We start from the raw sequence: 23,887 nt of genomic DNA on the forward strand, positions 1-23,887 counted from the left end.
AAAGACCGACGTATAAACAGTTGTCGTGCCAAATGAGGCTACCATAAAGCTACTCATTATAAACTTGAAATAACGGTATTTTGCTAATTTATCAAAATCTAAAATCACAACTTACGCAAAATTATTTACAGACCCGAAGCAACTAGCACCACTCAATTTTCCACCAAAAAGATGACAATCATCTTTTTCCTTTTACTAGGATGTGTCTGAAAACTTAATAGAGTTATGATATGCTCTATTAAAAACGAATGGAGCAGGGTAACTAATGGTGCCACCCCGACGGTACGAATTGAGTGATGGGCAATGGATGCAAATCAGCGGATTATTTCCCAAATATCGAACAGGTCGTCCCGCTAAATTAGATAATCGTACCGCGTTTAATGCTATTCTTTGGATCGCTCGTAGCGGTGCAGCTTGGCATGATCTACCAGAGGAACGATATGGTTCTTGGAAGACTGTTTACACCCGCTTTTGCAACTGGAGAGATAGTGAATTGTTGATAGTCATCTTCCAAGTTCTCCAAGTAGAACCGGATTTTGAAACAATCAGTATCGACTCCACCTCAGTAAAAGCTCATCAACATAGTGCAGGAGCTAAAAAAACGCTGAACTCAACGAAGTGAATCAACACATAGGACTCAGTCGAGGTGGAAGAACGACGAAAATTCATACCTTGGTGGATGGGCTAGGAAATCCTCTCGGATTTCTTTTAACTGGCGGACAAACTCATGACGCTGTTCCAACAATCCCATTGTTAGAACAATTTGAAATTACAGGAAGCAACATTCTTTGCGATAAAGCCTATGGATCAGAAGAAATACGTGAATGGATTTCTTCAAGAGGTGGCACTTATACGATTCCTCCGAGAGAAAATGCAAAAAATCCATGGAAAGTGGATTGGTTCTTATATAAAGAAGGCCATTTAATTGAATGTTTTTTCAATAAGATTAAACATTTTCGACGTGTCGCTACACGCTATGACAAATTAGCAAAGTCATTTTTATCGTTTGTTTATGTGGCAGCCATCTTCAAATTGACTCAGTAAAGACTTTTCAGACACGTCCTAGTATATCAGTATTTTCAACAAATCAGGGAAAGATCCATTCTACCGTGACCATCTACATCTTTCTCCAGTTCCTGTTGTTTCTGCTCTAATCAGCTTGTTCATTTGAACGAGTCGCATCATAGGCATCGATCCATGTTTTGATGATTCCTTGACTTAATTTGAATTCTTTCGTCACACTTGCTTTTGTACGGCCTTCTTTAACCACTAAATTGACACAATGCTGTTTAAATGATTCTTCATATTTCATTTGAATAGCCACCTCAACTAAATTTTAGTAAGTTTTCTATTCCTGTGTCAACTTTTAGTATAATGGCTCAATTAATAAATTGAAGAAAAATAAAGAAAGATTTGAAAAGATAGGTAAAAGAAATCTAATAACTTCAAAATTTTGAACACCCTATCGTGGAGGTAATAATAATGATATCTGTAATAATACTAACCAAGAATATTTTAATTGAAAAGGAGCTTCAGGCAAAGTTGCAGCGATTAAACTATGAAGTTTTTTGTTGTTCCAACTTATTTTATCTAACAAAGCTACAGGAAAAAATTTTTTCAATAATCAATTATTTTGATATTGTTATTTTCAACGAAACCATCACTGAAAATGAGATGCAGCAAATATTGGCTTATTTACCTGAGTCAAAAGTTATTTTGCGTAAACTTGAAAAAGAATCAGAAATACAATTAGAAGGGGTTGATGGTTGGATAAGTGAACAATTAACGATTGAGGAACTACGAGAAAATCTTAGTCAATGGGGAAAAAGTCCAATATCTCAGTATGAGGAAAATAAACAGATGGATAAATTACTATTCTTGTCCTCACTCGAACGGCGAACATTAGAGTATCTTTATCAAGCTAATGGGCAGATCATTTCGAGAGAAGATCTATGTGCATATTTGTGGAAGGATGGTGCAACGAAATCAAGATTAGCACAACTCTCTCTCCTTATTAAGAAATTAAGGATTGCTTTCAAAAAAAGTGGAGTAACAGGAGAAACGATTGAAACATCTTGGGGAGAAGGTTATCAGTTAACAGTTATAGCACTAAATTATTATGAGAGCTGTGCTACAAGTGCTTAGTGGATCAGAGTCAATAAATGAGACACTTTTTGCGAGAGATTTTTTATGTTAAGCAGCCATTATCTTTTGATCAAATTCCATAGGTGACAAATAAGCTAACGCACTGTGAATTCTACGATTATTGTAAAAAAATTGGACGTATTTAAAAATTTCAAGTTTTACCTCTTCAAAATTTGAGGGTTTACAATACTTTGTGTAAGTTCCAAAATAGTAGAATAAACAAAATCAGCTTGGAGGAACGAACCAATGAGTATACTCTCTAAAGATCAAATCAAAGAAATGATTCAACGATACGACATCAAAACCACAGAGGACATTAAAAACGCATTTAAAGATATGTTTGGCGAAGCGGTTCAGGAAATTATGGAAGCAGAGTTAAATACGCATTCCATAGAGAATAAAGGCACAATTGGATGTAGGATAGAAGTTGAGACAGTTTTTGAGAGAGGGTAAACTAATCTCAAGGGAAGGTGTCCATCTATGTCCAAACGTTATACGAAAGAATTTAAGCAAACAATTTTAGATTTATACAAGCAGGGTAAGAGTGCCCAACAATTATCTTTAGAATACGAAATCGGTTATTCAACGGTTTTGAAATGGGTTCAAGGTTCCACTAAAACTAGTCCTGACGGACTAACACCTGATGTAGCGAAAGAAATTAGAAAACTGTTAAAAGAAAAAGATGAGGAAATCACCATCCTAAAAAAAGCACTTGGCCTGCTGGCAAAGAAATAGAAACTATTGAATTAATTCGTCAAGAAAGCGAAGCAGGCCATCATAGTGTTGTAAAAATGTGCCAGCTTCTTGACGTGCCTCGAGCAACGTATTATCGGAAAATCAACCCAATCCCAACACAAAGAATTCAGAAACAGGAATTACGGAATCAACGTGTTTTTCGTCTCTATCACGAAAGTGATCGTATCTATGGGGCTGGTAAAATCCGTTATCTATTAACACAAAACTTTTCAGAGTACCGTAAAATCAGTATCAAACGGGTTCAAAAATCAATGAAGCGTCAAGGGATTCGATCTGTATCCATCAAGAAATTCAAAGCAGCTAAACGAATCTTAAAGAATTACCCGAACCTGCTTAAGCAAGATTTTTCAACAACCGCTTTAAATCAAAAATGGGTGGCAGATATTACTTATATCAACACCCTAGAAGATGATTGGTGCTATCTATCAACAATCATGGATCTTCATTCAAGAAAAATCATCGGCTACCATTTTGATCAACAGATGACAACAGACATTGTAGAAAAAGCTCTTGATGAAGCCGTTTTAAACCGAAATAGCGACAATGGATTAATTTTGCATACCGATTTAGGCTCACAGTATACCAGTAATGAGTATGAAGAAAAGTTGAACGCATTGAACATCAGCCATTCCTACATCCGTAAAGGCTGTCCCTATGATAATGCAGGAATTGAGTCTTTCCATGCGTTACTTAAAAAAAACATGTTTATCAAAGACCTATTTATCGAAATTTTGAGGAAGCTAAAGTTGAAATTTTTAGCTATGTGCAAGGTTTTTACAATAACCGTAGAATCCATAGTGCGCTGGCTTATTTGTCTCCAAGTCAATTTGAACAAGCCATTCTGGCTGCTTAACATAAAAAATCTCTCGCAAAAAGTGTCTCATTTATTAACTCTAATCCAGGTCGGGCTCAGAGATATCATAGATTCTCTAAAATATTGTGAGTATCTTGTAGCTGAATTTTTTGTTTGCATAATGCTGAATTGTAATATTAATCGCAACAAAGAACCCATCAAAAATTTCTAGTAAAATGAGTTTAGGATAACAAACTACTAGGAGTGATTTTGATGGGTTCACACAAAAAGCTTACACGAGATAATCGAAAATGTATAGAGACGATGATTTATGATGCCAAGAGTATTCAAGAAATAGCGGACAGAATTGGTGTTAGCCGAACAACGATTGATCGTGAGTTGAAACGAGTACCCGAAGATTTGATCTATAATGCCGACAATGCGCAATTAGATGCGGAAATGAAGCGCAGTGCCTGTGGTGCGAAGTCCAAATGGACTTCTGAATTCGCTTATCAGATTGAATGTGATCTTGAAGACAGCTGGTCCCCTGAACAAATTGCGAATGATCGTCAAATAGTTTCATTCAAAACCATTTACAATTGGCTCTATGCCGGTATTCTTAATGTGTCTAAACAGTGTCTGAGACATAAAGGCAGAAGACAAGAAAAACAAGAAGAGGCACGAGGCAAAATGACTGTAGGGCATACCATTGATGAACGCCCAGCTTCTGTGTCAACTCGAGAAGAATTTGGACATTGGGAGTTGGACACAGTTGTTTCTAGCAGAGGGGAAAGTAAAGCCTGCGAAGCAACGTTTATTGAACGGAAAACACGCTTTTATTGGGCGATCTCAATGAGGGATCGTACCGCGAAGTCAATGGCACAAGCGATTAAAGCTTTTGTGCAAGACCTAGGGAGTCACAAGGCATTTTTAAGCTTTACGGTCGACCGTGGGAAAGAGTTTTCTTGCTGGAAAGAAATTGAGAAAGATTTAGACGTACCTATGTATTTTTGTGATCCATACTCCCCATGGCAACGCGGATCTAACGAAAATGGGAATGGTTTATTTAGAGAATTCTTCCCTAAGGGAACTGATTTTTCAAAGGTAACCCCTACGGAGAAACAGGAAGCATTACGCAAGATAAATATGCGTCCTAAAAAAACATTGAACTGGAAAAATTGTTGGGAAGTCTTTCAAGAAGAAATGTTGCAATTAATTTGACAATTCAGCGTTTAAAAAGAATTTTCCACCCTTCTTGTTTTGGTGTCTTGCCTATTGATTGAAAAAGTAAGTCGGCTACTTTGGTTTGTATCTTAGTTTCTTCATACAAATAATCAGGTAGAAACATGGCAACGGTCGTTTTAACGACTAAAGCATAAATTTTTCGTTGCAATTCGTCCATTTTTGCTAACGCTGATTCATTTGGTACTTGTTTTGTTGGGATAATGGCGTGGTGTTCCTGTACTTTGCTACCGTCCACATAACGCTTTCTAGGCTCTGTTTGAACCATTTCAAGATCATTATTCAAATAGTGACAATACTTATCAAAATTTGCTTTTAAATACGCAAATTCGCTGTCCGTAATAAATGGCGTGTCTGTTCTTGGATAACTCAATAATTTAGCTTCATATAAGCCTTGCATAGCTTTTAATGTTTGGCTCGCTGTCGCTTTATAAAGTTGATTGACTTTTGACTGCAAACTACTTAAAGAAAACAGACTAGGACTATTCGTTTTTTTCTCTTTGGTTTGCACGTCAGCGATTCTGCCCTCTTGATTGCCTATTTTAGCGTGCTTTGAAGAAACAAAGGATAAAAGTTCCTCTTGGCTCTTAAATCGCTGTGAAGGGCTAAGATTCCCTTTAAAAGAGCCTTGTTTTACGATTATATCTGCTTCTATCTCAAAGAAAGGTTCTTTCTTAAAGTTTTCTATTGCTTCCTGGCGTTGATAAATGAGATATAAAGTCGGTGTTTGTACACGTCCTAATGAAAATGTACCTTGTACGCCTTTTTGTTGTAAATTCAAGGTATATAAAGGACTTGCGTTCATTCCGATCAACCAATCGGCAATTTGCCGTGTTTGTGCTTCTTGATAAAAGGGGTAGTAATTCATTCCTGGTTGTAAGTTTTGAAAACCGCTACGGATCACATCTTTTTCTAAACTATTGATCCATAATCTTTTATACGTTTTATCTTTAGAAAAGGCGTTTGCTTTATGAATGATCGACCAGGCAATGTTTTCGCCTTCTCTGTCGCTATCTGTTGCGACAATGATTGTACTTGCTTGTTTTAAAAGTTTAGCAACGATCTTAAACTGTTTGCCCTTGTCTTTTGCGACTTCAAAATCATAACGTTCAGGAAAGATAGGCAATGATTCTAATTTCCAATTTTGCCATTTTTCCTCATAGTGTCCTGGTTCTGCTAACTCGACTAAATGCCCAAAACCAAACGTGATAAACGTTTCATCTGCAAAGATTGGGTCTTTGATCTCAAAATAACCGTCTTTTTTGTTACTTTGTTTTAAAGCACTTGCATAGGCTAATGCCTGGCTTGGTTTTTCAGCTAAAATAACTGTACTCATTAACTATCCCTCTTTTCCTTGTTTTTTCTTTGATCGACTGTCACGTTATATCTTGTACGATACCTTCTAAACGTTCGGCGATTAATTCCAGTTTGTTCCTCAACTTGTTTATCGGAACAACCGTTCAAAAATAAATCAAAAGCATGTTTTAAACGTGGATCATTTTCTTTAAATTTATGCTGACGACCTTTGAATTTTCCTTTTGACTTAGCTATTTCAATACCTTGGGCTTGTCGTTCTTTAATACGTTTACGTTCAGATTCAGCTTGATACTTATATAATTCAATCACTAAACTATTAATCAACCGCCTTAAATTTTCATCTTCAATCCCATTCATTGACGGTAGATTCAAAACCTCCAGGGTTGCCCCCTTAAATTGAATTTGATTCATTAATTCTGTTAATTCTTTATTATTCCGTCCTAATCGATCTAATTCAGTAACAACAACAATATCCCCTTCACGAATATAGTTAAGCATAGCTTGTAATTGTGGACGTTCGACCGATTGACCGCTTAATTTGTCTGAAAAGACCTTAGAAACGCCCTGTAACGCTTGTAATTGCCTATCTAAGTTCTGTTCTTTGCTACTGACACGTGCATAACCAATTTTAGTCATTTTCAAACAACCTCTAAAATTCTCTCGGTTGCAATAACCAATCTGCAAGTGCTACTTGTTCAATTTCAAATTGCTTATCAGAAATTGTCTTTTCATAAGCGATAAAATCTTGCGCATATTGTTGTTCATTAAAAATAGCCACCACTTCGTCATTTTCTACTACTCGATAAATAAATTTTTTCATTTTTTCTCCCCCTATTATGCTCAACTTAAATGACCTACTCTACAAGACAATTATACTACTAAAATCTTACTAGGACAATTAAGTATACTTTAGTGGACACTCTAAAAAGAGGTTACAACGGTTAATTTTTGAATTTTTTGATTATAGTAAATAAGAGGTCTCTTTCACCAAGAGACCTCTTATCTTTATATCCATAAATAGTTATTTATGGATATAAAGATTTTTTTCTTTTAAATAGATTTTTTCTTTCGAAAATAGAAGAAGCCACCAACAACTAAAAGAAGGACGCCTCCAACCACAGTCAGCCAGGTTGTGTGTTGTTCCCCAGTTTGTGGGAGCTGTTTTTTAGTTCCTGTTGAATTACTGCTTTTTTGCCCACTATTTTTTTCTGTATTCTTATTATTTGTACTTTCTTTAGATGGTTTGGCGTCAGTCCGTTCATAGACATAGGTCACGGTTTGGGCTTCTTCACTAAATGTCCCTGTGGCATTGTCAGGAGTTGTTTTCACAGTCCAGCCATTAATGCTTTTTGCTTTCGTTTTATAAGGCAAGCCAACTTTTCCATTCAGTATGTCGCTTTCGGCTAAAATATTGCCTTCCTCGTCTACATAATTGACAGTAACAGGTTTGGCGTCAGTCCGTTCATAGACATAGGTCACGGTTTGGACTTCTTCACTAAATGTCCCTGTGGCATTGTCAGGAGTTGTTTTCACAGTCCAGCCATTAATGCTTTTTGCTTTCGTTTCATAAGGCAAGCCAACTTTTCCATTCAGTGTGTCGCTTTCGGCTAAAGTATTGCCTTCCTCGTCTACATAATTGACAGTAACAGGTTTGGCGTCAGTCCGTTCATAGACATAGGTCACGGTTTGGGCTTCTTCACTAAATGTCCCTGTGGCATTGTCAGGAGTTGTTTTCACAGTCCAGCCATTAATGCTTTTTGCTTTCGTTTCATAAGGCAAGCCAACTTTTCCATTCAGTGTGTCGCTTTCGGCTAAAGTATTGTCTTCCTCGTCTACATAATTGACAGTAACAGGTTTGGCGTCTTTGTATAGAACAGTAACAACAATGGTTTTTGTTGCTGTAATCTGGTCACTATTTATAACGGAATATTCTACTGAATACTCACCTGGTTTCGACTGGTTAAAACCACCGTTATTCTCAATTTTTATATTTTTAGTAATATCGCCATCTTTTATATCTGTAGCTTTTACTAAGGTGAGTAAGTCTAATTTAGGATCTGATATATAAACGGTGGTATCTTCTCCAATGATTCTTGGAATAAATTTTCCAGATGGATTTACGCCGTAAATTCCTAGTTTTTCATCTGTTCCTTGGTTAATAGACCCTAGTTCATTAATAATTTTATAATCATTTTTGACTGTTACTACATCCGTTGGAGAGTTAGTTATAACAAAGAAGCTTATATATTGAGACCAACCATTATTAGGCCAAAGAGGTAAATCTTTCATAGTATACGTAAAACCTTTGTTATCAGAATCCATAACGATAGTAATAGACTCTGAAGTTTCTCCAGAGAGATAACTTTTTCGTATTGTTGACTCGTCAATCTCGAAGTTAGAAGACACATGCCCTGTACTTTCTTTTATAGGGCTTTTAGACGTGTTAAATGAACCTATTGAAAATAATTGAGCATTTTGACTTGACACAAAATATCCTGTTGTATCATTTAACATGCCCTTAAAATTATTAGTATATTTACTATTATCAAAAGCTTTACTATTTTCTAGTCCTGGATAGACCGCAGCAGTGGCTCCGCTAAAATTTGATGACACATTTTTGACTAATAGTGCAGTATCTGACGGCAATAAATTGACTGATTCTCCGCTTGTAGAAACATAACTTGATGATACTGGGTACGAAATTGCTTTAGGTACATCAGTATTTTCAGCAGTTTTTGTGGGGTTCCCTAACACTGAAAAAGTTGTAGCAGTCTCAGACTCATAATTAACATCTTGTGTTGCAGTAAAAATAATTCTATTGTTTTGTGCATCAATAGACTGTGTGAAATAGGGAGGTAACCCGATGACATCTATTGAGTCATAATTCAATCCTGTTGAAGGTATCTCTAAGATTATTTTATCTCCATTATTTATTCCTTTATCGGATGTTGTTTTAATGGAATAAGTGAATGTGATGATATTTGTTGCAGACATTTCTTTATTTAGATTATTGGGTGATAAAACAATCCCTGCATTATCAAGGCTTCGGAATGATGGTTCGGTTAGTTTATCGTTAAGAGAACTATCTTCTACTTCTCGAGTACTTGATGGAATAGTTTTTTCAACTTTTGATTCGCTGGGTTCATTAGAAAGAGAGTCTTCTTCAGAACTTGTTTGAGATTCAGAAGATGAGTTTTCTGCAAGCTCAGAATCTGACACGCTTGAAGGGATACCAGATTCTGCAAAAGCAGTTATAGGATTTGCTAGTTGTGTACTTAAAAGTGTACATATAGCTAATGTAGCGAATAGTTTTTCTTTTTTCATATTTTTCCTCCTGATTGGAAAGCGCGTAATGGCTCTTTCCATTATTCATATTAAAGTTATTGTATTACGTAGCTTTGTCAGTATACAGCTTCTTAGTTAGACTAACTTGGCATATCCAGTAACAATGTCTACTCAATAAACACTTACTTGTCTTCACTTTTTTAAATGGCATATTTTAATTTGAATTGTTTGGGATTTTCTTGATTGTACAAAACAGTAATAAATTCCCCCTTCTGAAAAAAATTCCGATTTTTTGTGAATGTCCAAAACTTTCTAGTAACCTGTATAGACGGGGTCCCTTTCAAAGGAATTTCAATTGTTAATTTCACTCTTCTTTGCGACTCATTTCTTGCATGCGTTATTTCTGTCCCCCAACTATTAGTGGAAAAAATACTTTCCACTATCCTAGCGTTTACTTCTATCCATTGGATAGTTTTTTTTCTGAACATGAAAAAATCTCCTTTATTCTTCGTTTTTGTACTTACCTAGTGAAATACCAGAATCCACCTATCATAATAATTACAATTACCCAAAAATACCACTTTTTGTAGTTTGGTTTCTTTTCCATAATTTTAATCCTCTCTCCTCTCTGTTAGTTAATTGTCTTACTTAATATTATCATCATAAAAACAATCCATTTTTAGGAATAACCTGGACAATTATACTCGATATTATATCATTTTTGGTTGTGTTGCAAAGTTTTTCTGCCCTTCATTTTACGCTATACTATAATTCATCATTAGCAGACTGGGGATGGAATCGTGAACAATCATTTCAAAGGAAAACAATACGATTATCGCATTATTATTGAAGCCTTAGGCTTGTATTATCATTTTTCTTTAAGTTACCGTGATTGTGCCAAAATTATGCGGAAATTCAGTATTGGCGTACACTACACCACCATTTATCGTTGGAATAAGCAGTATGGAAAAGTGCTTTATCATCTGTGGAAGAAGCGCAATAAGCGCCGGTCTTTGACGAAATCCTGGCGGATTGACGAAACATATGTAAAAGTCAAAGGGGAAGACCGTTATTTGTATCGAGCCGTCGATTCTAACGGAAATACACTAGATATGTGGTTACGGAATCGCAGAGATACGGTCTCTACAAAAGCTTTTATGAAACGATTAATCCGTGATTACGGGCAGCCGCGCTCCATTGTGACCGATAAATATGCCCCTTCCCTAAAAGCAATCAAAGAGTTGAAGGAAGCCGGTATTCTTGGGAAAACTGTAAACCATTGGAAGTCAAAATACCTCAACAATATTCTCGAGCAGGATCACCGACAGGTGAAAGGAAAGCTGCCATATGGGAATAACTTCCAATCTACGTACACCGCAGCGACGACAATTAAAGGGATTGAAGTTGTTTCTGCATTATACAAAGAAAGTCGAAGAGAAATAACGCTCTTTGACTTTTCGCCGTGGGAAGAAATTGAAAATCTATTTGTAGCAGCATAGTCAAGTAACAGATTCCATCGGATCAATTGCTCTTTTTCAAAACTTTGCAACACAACCTCTTGAAGAATACCATCTATGTTCATGCTGTTTGAGCCAATCATGAAATCCACATGATTCTTACTCCGATTCAAGCCATTAGCGATCAAGTCTTCTTCGGTCATATCAACACCGCGGTTTATGTTAAACGCATAAGCATTGCCGATAGCCAAATGATTCGAAGCATTTTCATCGTACAATGTGTTAAAGAAAGTAATTCCAGATTGTGAAATTGGGGAGGGATCCGGAACTAGCGCAACTTCTCCTAGATGTTTAGATCCTTTGTCCATTGCAATCAACGATTTTAAAACATCCTCACCTTGATCCGCTTTAACTTTGACAATCTCACCATCTTTAAAAGTTAGCTGAATCCCAGTAATTACGTGACCAGCATAGGCTAAAGGTTTAGTGGTGGAAACAACCCCATCCGCGGCACGGCAATCAGGGGCGGTGAATATTTCCTCTGTGGGCATATTCGCCATAAAGGCAAATCCTTTTTCATTGACGTTACCAGCACTGACCCAAACGTGATTTCTAGGCAATCCAATGGTTAAATCTGTTCCTGGCGCTTGATAGTGTAAGGCTATAAATTGCGCTCTATTCATTTTATCCGCTTTTTCTTTCAGCTTTTGTTCATGCAATGACCAAGCAGCAATCGGATCATCTTCGTACACTTTTGTTGCTTTGAAAATTGCATCCCATAATGCATCCACTTGATCTTTTGGGTTCAAATCAGGGAAAACCTTTGCTGCCCATGATGCTTCGGCTGCGGCTACCACAGTCCAACTGATTTTATTTGCAGCTGCTACTTGGCGTATCCCAAATAATAAATTTCGGTCATATTGTTGATAAACCTTTATTCGTTCCGTAGCAATATCTGAGAATACTCCTGGGTCTTGAGACACGACACTAATGCGGCTAATGCGACGATGGACTAAATCTGACATTTCATCCTGTTTGTAAACAGGTACATGCTGTAAGGCAGATAGAGCCATATGTGACACATGTTCACGCAAAATAACATCATCTGTCCATCGTAAAATTACCTGACTGGCACCCAATTTATAGGCTTTTTGTACAATCAAACGTGCCAAAGGTGCTTGATTAACAGATATATCCAACTGAATTAAATCTCCTTGTTGAACATTCACTCCTTTTTTAACGATCAACATTGCATAGGTATCTAAAAACGTCTTTAAATTCTTCATTTCTTTCGCCCCCTAAATTTTATTTGAAGATACGTTATACTTTTTTCTCATAACGACGATACATCACAAGCGCTATTATTCCAAAGATTACTGGGCCCAATATTGAATAAATCGTTCCAGAAATATCCCCTTGCATTGCTGGTTGAACGATTGTAAAAACATTTGCAAAGCCGACGACAAAAGTTACAATAGCTACAGCAATAGTTGCTGTTGTTTGCGTTTTATAAATTTCAAATGGTTTATTAATTTCTGTTTTCTTTTTAAATCCGATAAATGCAATCGCTAAAAACATATACGGGATTGTCATCGAAACGTTCGTCATTGAAACCAGCACTTCAAAGAAATATTTAGCACCACTACCACCAAAAGAAACTAAGGCTACGATAGCAATAACAATAGTAGCTTGCACTTTCATAGCATTAACTGGCAAGTCGTTTTTTGTATCTGTTATAAAATTTGGCCAGACTTCTTTCGGTGTGCCCTCGATCAATTGTTTCAACGGTGAGAAAATTAAAGTGAAGAACGCACCTGTTAAAGCTAAAAACATGGATAAACCCATATAACGTGAAACCCAAACACCCAGTGTAACTGCAGTTGATTCAGACAAACTTAAAGCGTGCCCCAATTGATATCCCATGTTGTTCATTGCAATATATGCAACATTTCCTAAAGTTACTTCTGCATCTGAAAACTGTGTAAAAGCAAAGTTCCAATTAGTAAATGCCCCCATCATAAATATACCCACGGCATATCCAATGGCAATGACAACAGCCGAAATGGCGACTCCGCGTGGAAAAGTCTTTTCGGCGTTTTCTGTTTCATCAACTAATCCACCAACAACTTCCAATCCCCCATAAGCAAAGATAGCAAATACCAAAAAACCAAAAACTTGAATCATACTTGAATAATCTGCATTTGGCGAATTAAGAAATGCCTCCACATTTAGCGGTTGAGCCATATGTCCGTTCAACAATAAGATGGCTAAACCTCCGATAAACAAAACAACATTAATTAAAGCTACAGCAGACCCTCCAATAGAGGTTACTTTTTTGATACTGTTCAACCCCCTAGAGGACACAAATGTAATTAAAATAATCCAAAATATAGCTAATACACCGAGTGTTTGAACACCTGACAAACCAAATGGAGTCCATTGCTGTGTCTTATCAACACCAAAAATCGCATTAGATAATGGAATCCATATTCCTGATCCAACGTTTACCATCCAGATAATGTATGAGGCGTACCACATAAATGTACCCACAAAAGCAAATTTAGGATTAAGCGATTCTGCCATCCAAGAATAAATCCCTCCTTTGTAATCTTTAAATGCTGCCCCATATTCTGAAAGCATAAAAGCAAAGGGCAAGAAAAAAGTTAATGCGGCTAAAATATACCAGAAAATTGATGCATACCCCATTAGGTAGAATGCTCGTGTGATGTTTGTAAAACCAAATACCGAAGTAAAAATCATTAAAATCAGTGTCATTAAGGTTAGTTTCTTTTTCTTAGATTTTGTCATGCTCATTTCCTCCGTATCATCTTCAGTTTGTTTTAAAAGCCTTACTATTACCGTTAGCTAATTCTATAAATCCTGCGGCCGCAATAGTGGATTTATAGCAAAAAGAGAAAAAGCATTCCCATTCTTTAGTTAAATAGATCCGCTTACAAATAAGTTTAACAAACAACTATCATCTCCTACGGTATCTGAAAGAAACTTCTTTCCGCTTTTAATTATTTCCAATATTTTTGCCATGATACATTCATTTCGGTTCTGTTGCAAAGTTTCTTTTCGAATATTTTTTTCGTATAATTGGGAAAGAGATTAGTCATTTGGGAGGACTCACATGAAGGAATTATTTAAAGGTAAACAGTATTCTTACGAAATTATTCGAGAAGCGGTCATTATGTATTGCTCCTCACCTTTGAGTTATCGAGAATGTGAGAAGTTCATGGCTAGATATTTGATTAATGTGGATCACACAACCATCTATCGATGGGTTCAAGAATACAGCAAGGTTCTCTATGCGTTATGGAAAAAACAAAATCGTAGAAAGAATATTTGCACTCCCTCATGGCGGATGGACGAGACGTATGTCAAGATTAATGGAAAGAATCATTATCTGTATCGCGCGATTGATTCCAATGGACGTACATTAGATATGTGGCTACGGAAACATCGGGATACGAAAGCGGCGAAAGCCTTTTTCAAGCGGCTGGTAAGAGAATATGGGATTCCTCGAGCACTCGTTACCGATAAATATGCCACCACGTTAAAAGCTATCCGAGAGTTACAAGATGAAAACATACTGCCTAAGGAATTAGACCATCGAACCGTTAAGGTTCTCAATAATATTTTGGAACAAGATCATCGGTTAATCAAAAAAAGAGTGCCGAAATCTTGTGGTTTTCAAACCATGCGAACTGGGAAAACCACTCTTCAAGGAATTGAAGTACTGCATGCATTAGACAAACAAAGTCGAAGCGACGAAAATCGCTCCGACCATTTTTTGTGGAATAAATTTGATGAATTGTTCCAGGTTTCTTAAACGAGCAACTGAAAATTGGGGAAGGCTGTTCTTTAATAAAATTTTGCAACAGAACCCTTTTCTCTTCGAACGTTAGACATAAACTGGATCAAAGAATTAATCCGTATCCCCACGTGTTAATTCGATTGTCCGATAAGGAATCTTAGCGAAGCAAGCAGCTACTTCGCCATGGTAAATAAACATGGTCGTGAGGTTTTGTTTGGTAATAAAGTGGAAAAAGGCTGCTCCTACTTGATGATCTAAATTAGCCAATGTTTCATCGAGGAGTAACAGATTGGGCTGGCTTAATAGTGCGCGAATCAGCTTGATTTTTTGTAACTGACCGCTACTTAAATCCATGGTAAAGGGGGTCACGGTTTGTTGTAAAGGCAACTCAAATTCTAGTAACATCAATAATTCGTGTAGCAATGCTGGATCATAGTCCGCCAGCCCCTTGGTCATGTTTTCATGAATCGTTCCTTCAAAGAGAAAGTTTTCTTGGGGAACATACACGATCCGTTGCTGGTTGTTTACTTGAATTTTACCGGTAAAATTTTCGTGATAACGAATCAAACATTTCAATAAAATGGATTTCCCGACGCCATTTGGCCCAGTGAGACGGACGAGGTCTCCGTTCATAAGACTAAAGGAGAGCCCCTGGTCGAACAAGGCTTGTTGGTCGATGTACGGGCGTAAATCGGTGACAATCAGTTGTTGGTTATCAGGTAAGGCTCCCGATTCATACACACCGTTCTGAAACCGGTTTTCTTTGAAATTGGCTTGTTCAATCCGCTCGATTGAGGCATTCATTTGGGAAATCATCGGGGGGACGGTTAATAGCTTCCCCATTGGTGCAAAGAGTAAGGCGGTGTAACTGTTGAAAGCCATTAATGCCCCTAAACTTAACTGCTGGCGAATCACCATCAGACTGCCAATAAACAAGGTGATTAAAGGGGTGACCACAGCAATTAAACTGGACAAATTATTCAGGAACGAAAGAATCGTATTGGTGCGCACATTGACGTCTTTTACTTGTGTATCCACTGTTTTAAAGTGCTGTTGTTCGTCTTTTTTAACCCATAAAGGTCAATCAATAGTTTGTTTCGGACATGGCTAGTTAAAAACTCGATCAGTTTGTCGCGATATTGTTGCAGCTCTTTGGTTAAACGGAAAATTTTTTTTGAGGTGATATAGGTAATCACTAAAAACAACGGAACGACAAGTAAGGTAATCCCTGTTAACAGGCGGTTTAAGTGAACGAGAATCACAAGGTATACGACAATCAGCAAGACATTCGGAACGCTGTTCAACGTGATATTTAATAATTGACTACCCACTAATTCACAATCGTTCGTCAAGGTATTGATGAATAAGCCATTTTTTTGAGGATTCTCTTTGTGGTTTAGAAAGAGTTGACTCAGTTTCAGTCGAATATCTAGAATCACCAGTTGCGTCCATTTTGCACAAAAATAACTTACACCAATATTGATCGGGACTTGTAAAAGGATTAATCCCACCGTTCCTAATAAAATGGGCTTTAATTCGGTAAATTGCTGTTTTAGCAACACATCATCAATAATCCATTTGGTTAGATAAGGGAATATGGCACTGATGAGTATTTGAAGCACGATAAATACCGTTAAAATGGTCAAAATAAGCTTGTGTTTGAGTAAAAGGCATTTTATTTGGATAGTCATGTTTTCCCCACTTAATGTTGTGCTATTTATTTTTAAAAGCTAACCAAAAAAACACAAAGGATATAACCAAAGTGATTAATCCAGTTATTTATCCGAGTTTTACTTCAAATTCCGATAACGTCGTAGAGGAATTTGAAATAAGATTTGAAATAAAATAGTATTTTTTAAATAGTATTAAAAAAGAAGCACCTAATAAGATAATATCTAAAAGGAAGTACTCGCTGAATTGTCAAATTAATTGCAACATTTCTTCTTGAAAGACTTCCCAACAATTTTTCCAGTTCAATGTTTTTTTAGGACGCATATTTATCTTGCGTAATGCTTCCTGTTTCTCCGTAGGGGTTACCTTTGAAAAATCAGTTCCCTTAGGGAAGAATTCTCTAAATAAACCATTCCCATTTTCGTTAGATCCGCGTTGCCATGGGGAGTATGGATCACAAAAATACATAGTGACTCCTGAATAACTCAATGAGTTCAATAATTCGTGATCAGAAATGGTAGTGAAGCCCAATCTAAAATCCAGACAAAAATGTTTCTTTGAATTTTGGACAAATTTAAAGAAACAATCGCCAAACTGACGGCAGTGAAGGTTGTCTGTGCCAATCTTGTGCGTATTAATCCCAACCCATGGCATCTTTTGGCTAAGCTAAATTCTCTTTCCACCTGAATTCGATCTCGTTCATCCTTCCAACGGATTTCCTGACCTTCTTCTTCCTTAGATGGACGACCCAGTTTAGGACCAGATAGACGGATATGGTGTTCCTTGCAATACGCACGATTCTCTCGAGTACGGTAGATTTGATCCGCTAAAACTCTTTCAGGATAGTGACCTGTTCGTTCACTATAGCGCTCAACGATTGTCTGGAAATCCGTAGATTCATTGAACGCATCGAAAGACATCCGTTCGATCCGGACGAACCCATCGGATTGACTGATATCAAGCTTTACTCCAAATTCTGTCGGCGTTTTGACTTTCCCTCGAACGATTGGACGAAGGTAGGGCTGACTGAAACTAACAATCCGATCTTTGACCCGATGGGTCTGATGATCATACATGTCACGCTGTTGGTTGGCAATGTCTGTGACCACTTGAAGGTTCGCCCTTTGTTTTTCATCAAGTTCAGCACCCAGCACCTGCATTTTATCAAGATGGCGGATATTACGCTCCACGTACTTCAACTGTTGCTTGATAGCTTTTCTACGTTTCTTAGCTGTCCGTATCTTCAATTTTGAAAAAGCCAGATAGTTTCTTCTAGCCTCTTTGCGATCCGTACGTGGTTTCTTAAATCTGAAATTTTCACATAATTCGTCAATCAGTTCTTCAGCTTTTGTGCGTGCATCATTTAGAAGCGCTACATCTTGAGGGTGCTTGATATTAGATGGTGCACAAGTGGCGTCCATCATCAGTGTCCCTTTATTTTCATTAGATCCTCCAGTAGGAGGATCCCTTTTATCATGATGTGATTCCTGCTCATTGTACTGTAAAATCACTTCATTGATTTCGGCCAACTTCTCTGAGGTAAGTCGTTTACGGAAATAAACCATAGTGGACGCATCAAAAGGTTTTTCCAATTGGAACCCAGGTAGACCTATGAAATATTGCAGGTAGGGATTTTCCTGAATTTGAGCGACTGTTTCCTCGTCTGAACAAGCATATTTTGTTTGAATGAGTAGAGAACCAAAGGCCATTCGAAAAGGCTTTGCGACATTGCCCTTTTTATTTTTAAACAGTTTAGCGTAATCCTTTTCCAAGAGAGTCCAAGGAATGATGTCGGCTTTTTTGATCCAGCGATTCTCGGAATCCATGTGCAAGCCAATGGGCTGGTTGAAATCTTCAAAAGAAAGTTGCGTGTATTTTTGCTTTCTATACATTCAATAACATTCCCCTCAAGAAGTGAAGTAGCGTTTTACAGATAATCAGCAGAAAGTTCACATTTATTATATCTAAAAAGCTTCAGGAGTGTTGATATTTTAGTCCATTTTATTATTCAGTAGACACTACATAGGTACGTCTAAATCTTTCTCAATTTCTTTCCAGCAAGAAAACTCTTTCCCACGGTCGACCGTAAAGCTTAAAAATGCCTTGTGACTCCCTAGGTCTTGCACAAAAGCTTTAATCGCTTGTGCCATTGACTTCGCGGTACGATCCCTCATTGAGATCGCCCAATAAAAGCGTGTTTTCCGTTCAATAAACGTTGCTTCGCAGGCTTTGCTTTCCCCTCTGCTAGAAACAACTGTGTCCAACTCCCAATGTCCAAATTCTTCTCGAGTTGACACAGAAGCTGGGCGTTCATCAATGGTATGCCCTACAGTCATTTTGCCTCGTGCCTCTTCTTGTTTTTCTTGTCTTCTGCCTTTATGTCTCAGACACTGTTTAGACACATTAAGAATACCGGCATAGAGCCAATTGTAAATGGTTTTGAATGAAACTATTTGACGATCATTCGCAATTTGTTCAGGGGACCAGCTGTCTTCAAGATCACATTCAATCTGATAAGCGAATTCAGAAGTCCATTTGGACTTCGCACCACAGGCACTGCGCTTCATTTCCGCATCTAATTGCGCATTGTCGGCATTATAGATCAAATCTTCGGGTACTCGTTTCAGCTCACGATCAATCGTTGTTCGGCTAACACCAATTCTGTCCGCTATTTCTTGAATACTCTTGGCATCATAAATCATCGTCTCTATACATTTTCGATTATCTCGTGTAAGCTTTTTGTGTGAACCCATCAAAATCACTCCTAGTAGTTTGTTATCCTAAACTCATTTTACTAGAAATTTTTGATGGGTTCTTTGTTGCGATTAATATTACAATTCAGCCTGAAAAAAAACACATTGGCTTTTTTACGTTTTGCTAATTTGAAGTTAAATTATAACTCAAACTACTTCTCTAGAAAACTTTGCAACACAACCACTTACACCCTTTTATCATTTATCCTATAATGCTTTTAATAACCAAAATAGCTATTAGTGCTCAAAAAAAAATATCTCTTATAGCTTTTTTTCTCTCTTCTGATTAAACTAAGAAGGTACTAACTTTAATGGAGGTAATTTTTTATGAATGATCATTTAAGTGTTCACCCAAAATTTTCCAACACACTTTATAAAATCTTAGACACTGCCTTTCTTTTATTTGTTGAAAAAGGTTATGATACCGTCACAATTACGGATATCTACAAACAAACAGGCGTATCAAGAGGCGCAGTTCGTGGCTATTTTAATCAAAAAATCGAGCTATTAAATGTCTTGGCGAGTGAGGTATTGGAAGAAATCAACCGAAATGTCTTTACTATTACAGAGGATACTTCCTTAAGTTTTCAGGAAAAATTAACTCAATTACTTGAACTACCTTATCAACATCCCAATCATTTTAATCTTGTTCAACAAGCCGATAATATCGTAGATCCTGAGAAAAAATTAATTACATTTAAGAATTTTTTTGAAGAATCGAAAACACACTTATTTCAATTTTTTGATACTAATATCCACTCCTTACAAACAACTAATAAGCAGATACAAGGTTATTCTAGTGCCGATATTGCCATTTTACTATTTAGTTTCTTTGAATCCCTTTACGAAAATTCTTTGCCTAAAGTAGCGCAATGTTCAAAAGAAACTATTCAAAAAAATATTGATTTCATTTTGCGAATCGATCCAAAAGAATAGATCTGTAAAAAAACGGTTGTGTTGCAAAGTTTTCCCCTATTTCATTTTATGCTATAATTTGACTCAACATTTGCCGATTCCATCCCCAGTCTGCTAATGATGAATTATAGTATAGCGTAAAATGAAGGGCAGAAAAACTTTGCAACACAACCCTCAAAAGCTCTATGATTATTTAATTAATCAAGGCGTCACTACTCTTTCGCTAAGTTTTGTTAAATCTGTTCTGAAGGCTCATCACCTTGTTTCTAGAACAATCAAAACGTATAAGAAGAAAAATAAGCCTCATAAGTCCTTTGAAAACAAGCTAGACAGACAGTTTGAAGTCTCTGAGGACATAGAGAAACAGCCCCGAGTTGTTTGCGATATTACGGAATGGAGACCACACAACGGAACAAAGATTTATTTGTGCGCCGCCCTAGAATTAGCCACACGCGCAGTGATTGGCTACAAGGTCGCTTTGCATTGTGCAGCAACTTTGGTTACAGACGTCATCGATCAAGTGCGCAATAATTTTCCTACAAAAGTGATTCTTTTCCATAGTGATCAAGGAAGCCAATTTACCAGCAAGGAAGTAGTAAATAAAATTGACTCGCTGAAATGGGTTCAAGGCATGTCCCGTAAAGGAAACTGCTGGGATAACGCCGTGATTGAATCTTTTTTCAGTATTCTCAAGCGAGAAGAATTGAAATGGCATTACTTTCATTCCTTTGTTCAAGCAGAAAGAGTGGTTCGTGACTACATTGATGGGTATTATATGTCTGTGCGACCTCATGAATCTTTAGGAGGTGTGCCACCCATTCAATACATTTTTACGAAGAACTTGTCAACGAAGACACAGAAAAAAATAGACTTTTCCGTGTCAACTTTTCTTGACTAACTCACTTACATTGTTCCAAGCTGCTTAAACGATTGACTGGAAATGGGAGAAGTCTGCCATTTATTTTTACTCATTCATAGGTGTGTCCTGACATCAAAAATACAACAGGCTCTTGCTGAAATACAGAAGCGAAAATTTGAGTTGCCGCTTCATCCAAGCCAAACGGTTGGTACGTCTCGATGTTGAGGACTTCGCTCACTTCTCTAAGCATTTGTCCAAACTTGATCTCATGACAATCGGCTAAAAATATGATTTTGTTGTCTGTCTCAGCAATTTCTAGCATGTATGCGTCCCAGCACGCATATTTATCTTTTGCACAGACCAATGCAACAACTGGTTGCCCTATCTCAAAAAATTTCATTCCTTAACTCCTTCACATCAGATTTTTGGTTGTGTTGCAAAGTCTAGATTTTCGATGTACTGGCGAACGGCTCCTATACTATGATTACGGACAAGTTATTCGCTATAATCTATTAAAGGAGTTTTTTATTAGCTGAATTGTCAAATTAATTGCAACATTTCTTCTTGAAAGACTTCCCAACAATTTTTCCAGTTCAATGTTTTTTTAGGACGCATATTTATCTTGCGTAATGCTTCCTGTTTCTCCGTAGGGGTTACCTTTGAAAAATCAGTTCCCTTAGGGAAGAATTCTCTAAATAAACCATTCCCATTTTCGTTAGATCCGCGTTGCCATGGGGAGTATGGATCACAAAAATACATAGGTACGTCTAAATCTTTCTCAATTTCTTTCCAGCAAGAAAACTCTTTCCCACGGTCGACCGTAAAGCTTAAAAATGCCTTGTGACTCCCTAGGTCTTGCACAAAAGCTTTAATCGCTTGTGCCAGTGACTTCGCGGTACGATCCCTCATTGAGATCGCCCAATAAAAGCGTGTTTTCCGTTCAATAAACGTTGCTTCGCAGGCTTTACTTTCCCCTCTGCTAGAAACAACTGTGTCCAACTCCCAATGTCCAAATTCTTCTCGAGTTGACACAGAAGCTGGGCGTTCATCAATGGTATGCCCTACAGTCATTTTGCCTCGTGCCTCTTCTTGTTTTTCTTGTCTTCTGCCTTTATGTCTCAGACACTGTTTAGACACATTAAGAATACCGGCATAGAGCCAATTGTAAATGGTTTTGAATGAAACTATTTGACGATCATTCGCAATTTGTTCAGGGGACCAGCTGTCTTCAAGATCACATTCAATCTGATAAGCGAATTCAGAAGTCCATTTGGACTTCGCACCACAGGCACTGCGCTTCATTTCCGCATCTAATTGCGCATTGTCGGCATTATAGATCAAATCTTCGGGTACTCGTTTCAACTCACGATCAATCGTTGTTCGGCTAACACCAATTCTGTCCGCTATTTCTTGAATACTCTTGGCATCATAAATCATCGTCTCTATACATTTTCGATTATCTCGTGTAAGCTTTTTGTGTGAACCCATCAAAATCACTCCTAGTAGTTTGTTATCCTAAACTCATTTTACTAGAAATTTTTGATGGGTTCTTTGTTGCGATTAATATTACAATTCAGCAAAGAGGTTTGATTTTTCTTTATGATGATTGGCTCAAATTCACCATTTCGATCACGAGGGACAGCGAGTGGGACTTCTCCATACTCTGAAGACCGTAGGGTCTTAGAACTAGTCCCATTGCGTCTATTCATTGTGTCTTTATTTTCTTTGGAATGCTTTTCATAACCTAAATGCGTGTCTAACTCTGCTTCCATAATTTCCTGAACCGTTTCGCCAAAAATATCTTTAAAGGCGTTTTTAATGTCATCTGTGGTCTTAATATCGTATTGTTGAATCATTTCTTTGATTTGATCTTTTGAGAGCATACTCATTGGTTCGTTCCTCCAAGCTAATTTTGTTTATTCTACTATTTTGGAACTTACACAAAATATTGTACACCCTCTTCATTTTGATTCCTACCGAGCATTTTCGTTTCTATGTTTCATACCCCACATAGACCTCAACTGTGTATATTAGTTTTATTTTTAAACTTTGCAATAGAACCTTTTTTCATTTTCAATAATGAAATTATTGATATATGTGTCTAATTCTTGTTTATGTCTCTCGGCATTAATGGTCTTAGGCGTTAGTTCAAAATAGGTTGCATTTTTTATATTTTCTTTATAGAATAAACTGTATTCTATTGGGTGGATTACATCGTATTTGTTGGAAAGTATCAGAACAGGAATTGACAGATATGCTAATTCTTCTTTGTTTTTAATAGGAGAATCATTAGGCATATCCAAAAATTTTTGAAAATACCTGACTGAAGCAGTGTCTTCAAAGTAGCGAGTAAATGTCTCAATGGCTCTTGGACAAGCCTCTTTTATGGAATGAAACAAAGGGTCTTCTTTAAATAATTGCTTTCCATTTTTCTTGGGAAGGTATTTACTTACTGTGCTAAACCAGTGTCTTACTTCCTCTTTCATTGGCTCATCAGTTGATGAGCTTCTAAGTAAAATTAATCCTAGAACACGCTTCGGCTCATGAATGGCTATATTTAGTGCCACTCCAGCTCCCATTGATAAACCACCAACATAGAATTTTGTGATTCCTAAATAGTTCATTAATGCTACTGCATCTCCAGCTAGTTTACAAAAATTCATTGACGTAAAATCATGACCGCTATTCCCATGTCCGCGCTGATCTAATGCAATTAACTTTATTCCTTCCGTTCTTTTATACGAATTAAAAGCAATTTCTAAAGTATCACCCAATCCATGAAGATACAGAAAAGGAATTCCCTCTCCATCTACTTTATAATTGAATTCTATTCCATCGTGCTTAAACGTTGGCATACAAGCTATTCTCCTTTCA

At 37.1% G+C, this 23,887-nt stretch carries 24 protein-coding genes and 4 pseudogenes; 10 read left to right on the forward strand and 18 right to left on the reverse strand.

The features are described from left to right. The first annotated feature begins 265 nt into the window (after nt 1-265). Nucleotides 266-1,044 (forward strand): IS5 family transposase gene (locus tag IGI38_RS23495; protein WP_438734395.1). Its coding sequence is split into 2 segments (ribosomal slippage): nt 266-596 and nt 596-1,044, totalling 780 coding nucleotides; the frame shifts between segments, so codons are not numbered across the junction. A gap of 106 nt (nt 1,045-1,150) precedes the next feature. Here the strand turns inward: IGI38_RS23495 and IGI38_RS23500 are convergent. Beyond that, nucleotides 1,151-1,312, reverse strand: a complete 162-nt coding sequence (locus tag IGI38_RS23500; RefSeq protein ID WP_438734396.1) for a hypothetical protein — start codon at nt 1,310-1,312, stop codon at nt 1,151-1,153. Nucleotides 1,313-1,482: 170 nt separating this feature from the next. Here IGI38_RS23500 and IGI38_RS23505 point away from each other — a divergent pair, with 170 nt between their 5' ends. Then, the gene (locus tag IGI38_RS23505) at nt 1,483-2,145 is read left to right on the forward strand and encodes a winged helix-turn-helix domain-containing protein (protein WP_438734397.1); all 663 of its coding nucleotides are present in this window, start codon (nt 1,483-1,485) and stop codon (nt 2,143-2,145) included. A 48-nt stretch (nt 2,146-2,193) separates the two neighbouring features. Here the strand turns inward: IGI38_RS23505 and IGI38_RS23510 are convergent. Beyond that, nucleotides 2,194-2,316 (reverse strand): annotated as a pseudogene (locus IGI38_RS23510) (IS3 family transposase); the annotation flags it as partial. A gap of 75 nt (nt 2,317-2,391) precedes the next feature. On the opposite strand from IGI38_RS23510, the gene IGI38_RS23515 reads away from it, so the two are divergent. The 4 genes from IGI38_RS23515 to IGI38_RS23530 are packed head-to-tail and all read left to right on the forward strand — an operon-like array spanning nt 2,392 to nt 4,915. Then, on the forward strand, nt 2,392-2,598 hold the full coding sequence (locus IGI38_RS23515; RefSeq protein ID WP_438734399.1) for a hypothetical protein: 207 nt from the start codon (nt 2,392-2,394) through the stop codon (nt 2,596-2,598). Nucleotides 2,599-2,625: 27 nt separating this feature from the next. Further along, on the forward strand, nt 2,626-2,880 hold the full coding sequence (locus IGI38_RS23520; RefSeq protein WP_438734400.1) for a transposase: 255 nt from the start codon (nt 2,626-2,628) through the stop codon (nt 2,878-2,880). Nucleotides 2,881-2,894: 14 nt separating this feature from the next. Further along, nucleotides 2,895-3,926 (forward strand): IS3 family transposase, encoded by a 1,032-nt coding sequence (locus IGI38_RS23525; RefSeq protein ID WP_438734460.1) that lies wholly within the window; start codon nt 2,895-2,897, stop codon nt 3,924-3,926. Nucleotides 3,927-3,967: 41 nt separating this feature from the next. Next, nucleotides 3,968-4,915, forward strand: a complete 948-nt coding sequence (locus IGI38_RS23530; RefSeq protein WP_438728510.1) for an IS30 family transposase — start codon at nt 3,968-3,970, stop codon at nt 4,913-4,915. Nucleotides 4,916-4,922: 7 nt separating this feature from the next. Here the strand turns inward: IGI38_RS23530 and IGI38_RS23535 are convergent. From IGI38_RS23535 to IGI38_RS23555, 5 genes and pseudogenes are all read right to left on the reverse strand, one after another. After that, nucleotides 4,923-6,272: pseudogene (locus IGI38_RS23535) on the reverse strand (DNA topoisomerase); the annotation flags it as partial. Continuing rightward, nucleotides 6,272-6,889 (reverse strand): recombinase family protein, encoded by a 618-nt coding sequence (locus IGI38_RS23540; RefSeq protein ID WP_438734401.1) that lies wholly within the window; start codon nt 6,887-6,889, stop codon nt 6,272-6,274. The pseudogene IGI38_RS23535 and the gene IGI38_RS23540, both read right to left, overlap by 1 nt. 13 nt (nt 6,890-6,902) lie before the next feature. Next, nucleotides 6,903-7,073, reverse strand: a complete 171-nt coding sequence (locus IGI38_RS23545) for a hypothetical protein (RefSeq protein ID WP_162838404.1) — start codon at nt 7,071-7,073, stop codon at nt 6,903-6,905. A 230-nt stretch (nt 7,074-7,303) separates the two neighbouring features. Beyond that, the gene (locus IGI38_RS23550) at nt 7,304-9,577 is read right to left on the reverse strand and encodes a MucBP domain-containing protein (RefSeq protein ID WP_438734403.1); all 2,274 of its coding nucleotides are present in this window, start codon (nt 9,575-9,577) and stop codon (nt 7,304-7,306) included. A gap of 161 nt (nt 9,578-9,738) precedes the next feature. Then, on the reverse strand, nt 9,739-10,026 hold the full coding sequence (locus tag IGI38_RS23555) for a hypothetical protein (RefSeq protein WP_438734404.1): 288 nt from the start codon (nt 10,024-10,026) through the stop codon (nt 9,739-9,741). A gap of 312 nt (nt 10,027-10,338) precedes the next feature. Between IGI38_RS23555 and IGI38_RS23560 the strand changes: the two genes are divergently transcribed. Beyond that, nucleotides 10,339-11,037, forward strand: a complete 699-nt coding sequence (locus IGI38_RS23560; RefSeq protein ID WP_438734406.1) for an IS6 family transposase — start codon at nt 10,339-10,341, stop codon at nt 11,035-11,037. A gap of 56 nt (nt 11,038-11,093) precedes the next feature. Here the strand turns inward: IGI38_RS23560 and IGI38_RS23565 are convergent. Together IGI38_RS23565 and yjeM are read right to left on the reverse strand one after the other, a co-directional pair. Then, nucleotides 11,094-12,281 (reverse strand): annotated as a pseudogene (locus IGI38_RS23565) (aminopeptidase); the annotation flags it as partial. A 34-nt stretch (nt 12,282-12,315) separates the two neighbouring features. Then, on the reverse strand, nt 12,316-13,803 hold the full coding sequence (yjeM, locus tag IGI38_RS23570; protein WP_438734408.1) for a glutamate/gamma-aminobutyrate family transporter YjeM: 1,488 nt from the start codon (nt 13,801-13,803) through the stop codon (nt 12,316-12,318). A gap of 325 nt (nt 13,804-14,128) precedes the next feature. Here yjeM and IGI38_RS23575 point away from each other — a divergent pair, with 325 nt between their 5' ends. Then, on the forward strand, nt 14,129-14,830 hold the full coding sequence (locus IGI38_RS23575) for an IS6 family transposase (protein ID WP_438734410.1): 702 nt from the start codon (nt 14,129-14,131) through the stop codon (nt 14,828-14,830). Between the two features lie 96 nt (nt 14,831-14,926). Here IGI38_RS23575 and IGI38_RS23580 read toward each other — a convergent pair whose 3' ends face one another. The 5 genes and pseudogenes from IGI38_RS23580 to IGI38_RS23600 all read right to left on the reverse strand — a co-directional run bounded on the left by IGI38_RS23580 (nt 14,927) and on the right by IGI38_RS23600 (nt 19,239). Continuing rightward, a complete protein-coding gene (locus IGI38_RS23580; RefSeq protein WP_438734461.1) occupies nt 14,927-15,733 on the reverse strand; it encodes an ATP-binding cassette domain-containing protein in 807 nt (268 codons plus the stop codon). Further along, nucleotides 15,716-16,506: pseudogene (locus IGI38_RS23585) on the reverse strand (ABC transporter transmembrane domain-containing protein); the annotation flags it as partial. The pseudogene IGI38_RS23585 and the gene IGI38_RS23580, both read right to left, overlap by 18 nt. A gap of 229 nt (nt 16,507-16,735) precedes the next feature. Further along, on the reverse strand, nt 16,736-16,954 hold the full coding sequence (locus IGI38_RS23590; protein WP_438734411.1) for a transposase: 219 nt from the start codon (nt 16,952-16,954) through the stop codon (nt 16,736-16,738). 26 nt (nt 16,955-16,980) lie between these two features. Next, the gene (locus IGI38_RS23595; RefSeq protein WP_438733013.1) at nt 16,981-18,378 is read right to left on the reverse strand and encodes an IS5 family transposase; all 1,398 of its coding nucleotides are present in this window, start codon (nt 18,376-18,378) and stop codon (nt 16,981-16,983) included. 126 nt (nt 18,379-18,504) lie between these two features. After that, complete coding sequence (locus IGI38_RS23600; RefSeq protein ID WP_438734413.1) at nt 18,505-19,239, reverse strand: IS30 family transposase; 735 nt, start codon at nt 19,237-19,239, stop codon at nt 18,505-18,507. 327 nt (nt 19,240-19,566) lie between these two features. Here IGI38_RS23600 and IGI38_RS23605 point away from each other — a divergent pair, with 327 nt between their 5' ends. Together IGI38_RS23605 and IGI38_RS23610 are read left to right on the forward strand one after the other, a co-directional pair. Beyond that, on the forward strand, nt 19,567-20,175 hold the full coding sequence (locus tag IGI38_RS23605; protein WP_438734414.1) for a TetR/AcrR family transcriptional regulator: 609 nt from the start codon (nt 19,567-19,569) through the stop codon (nt 20,173-20,175). 121 nt (nt 20,176-20,296) lie between these two features. Next, nucleotides 20,297-21,052, forward strand: a complete 756-nt coding sequence (locus tag IGI38_RS23610) for an IS3 family transposase (RefSeq protein WP_438734415.1) — start codon at nt 20,297-20,299, stop codon at nt 21,050-21,052. Between the two features lie 70 nt (nt 21,053-21,122). On the opposite strand, the gene IGI38_RS23615 is transcribed toward IGI38_RS23610, so the two are convergent. The 4 genes from IGI38_RS23615 to IGI38_RS23630 all read right to left on the reverse strand — a co-directional run bounded on the left by IGI38_RS23615 (nt 21,123) and on the right by IGI38_RS23630 (nt 23,868). After that, entirely contained in the window at nt 21,123-21,413 is a 291-nt protein-coding gene (locus IGI38_RS23615; RefSeq protein ID WP_438734416.1) for a hypothetical protein, read from the reverse strand. A gap of 140 nt (nt 21,414-21,553) precedes the next feature. Then, complete coding sequence (locus tag IGI38_RS23620; protein WP_438734417.1) at nt 21,554-22,501, reverse strand: IS30 family transposase; 948 nt, start codon at nt 22,499-22,501, stop codon at nt 21,554-21,556. A gap of 41 nt (nt 22,502-22,542) precedes the next feature. Next, nucleotides 22,543-22,902, reverse strand: coding sequence for a transposase (locus IGI38_RS23625; protein WP_438734418.1), 360 nt, complete (start codon nt 22,900-22,902; stop codon nt 22,543-22,545). A 153-nt stretch (nt 22,903-23,055) separates the two neighbouring features. Further along, nucleotides 23,056-23,868 carry an alpha/beta fold hydrolase gene (locus tag IGI38_RS23630; protein ID WP_438734419.1) on the reverse strand — a complete coding sequence of 271 codons (813 nt, stop codon included), beginning with the start codon at nt 23,866-23,868 and terminating at the stop codon, nt 23,056-23,058. Between the last annotated feature and the right edge of the window lie 19 nt (nt 23,869-23,887).

It is taken from the genome of Enterococcus sp. AZ128 (assembly GCF_051714485.1).
In the GTDB taxonomy this organism is placed as follows: domain Bacteria; phylum Bacillota; class Bacilli; order Lactobacillales; family Enterococcaceae; genus Enterococcus_A.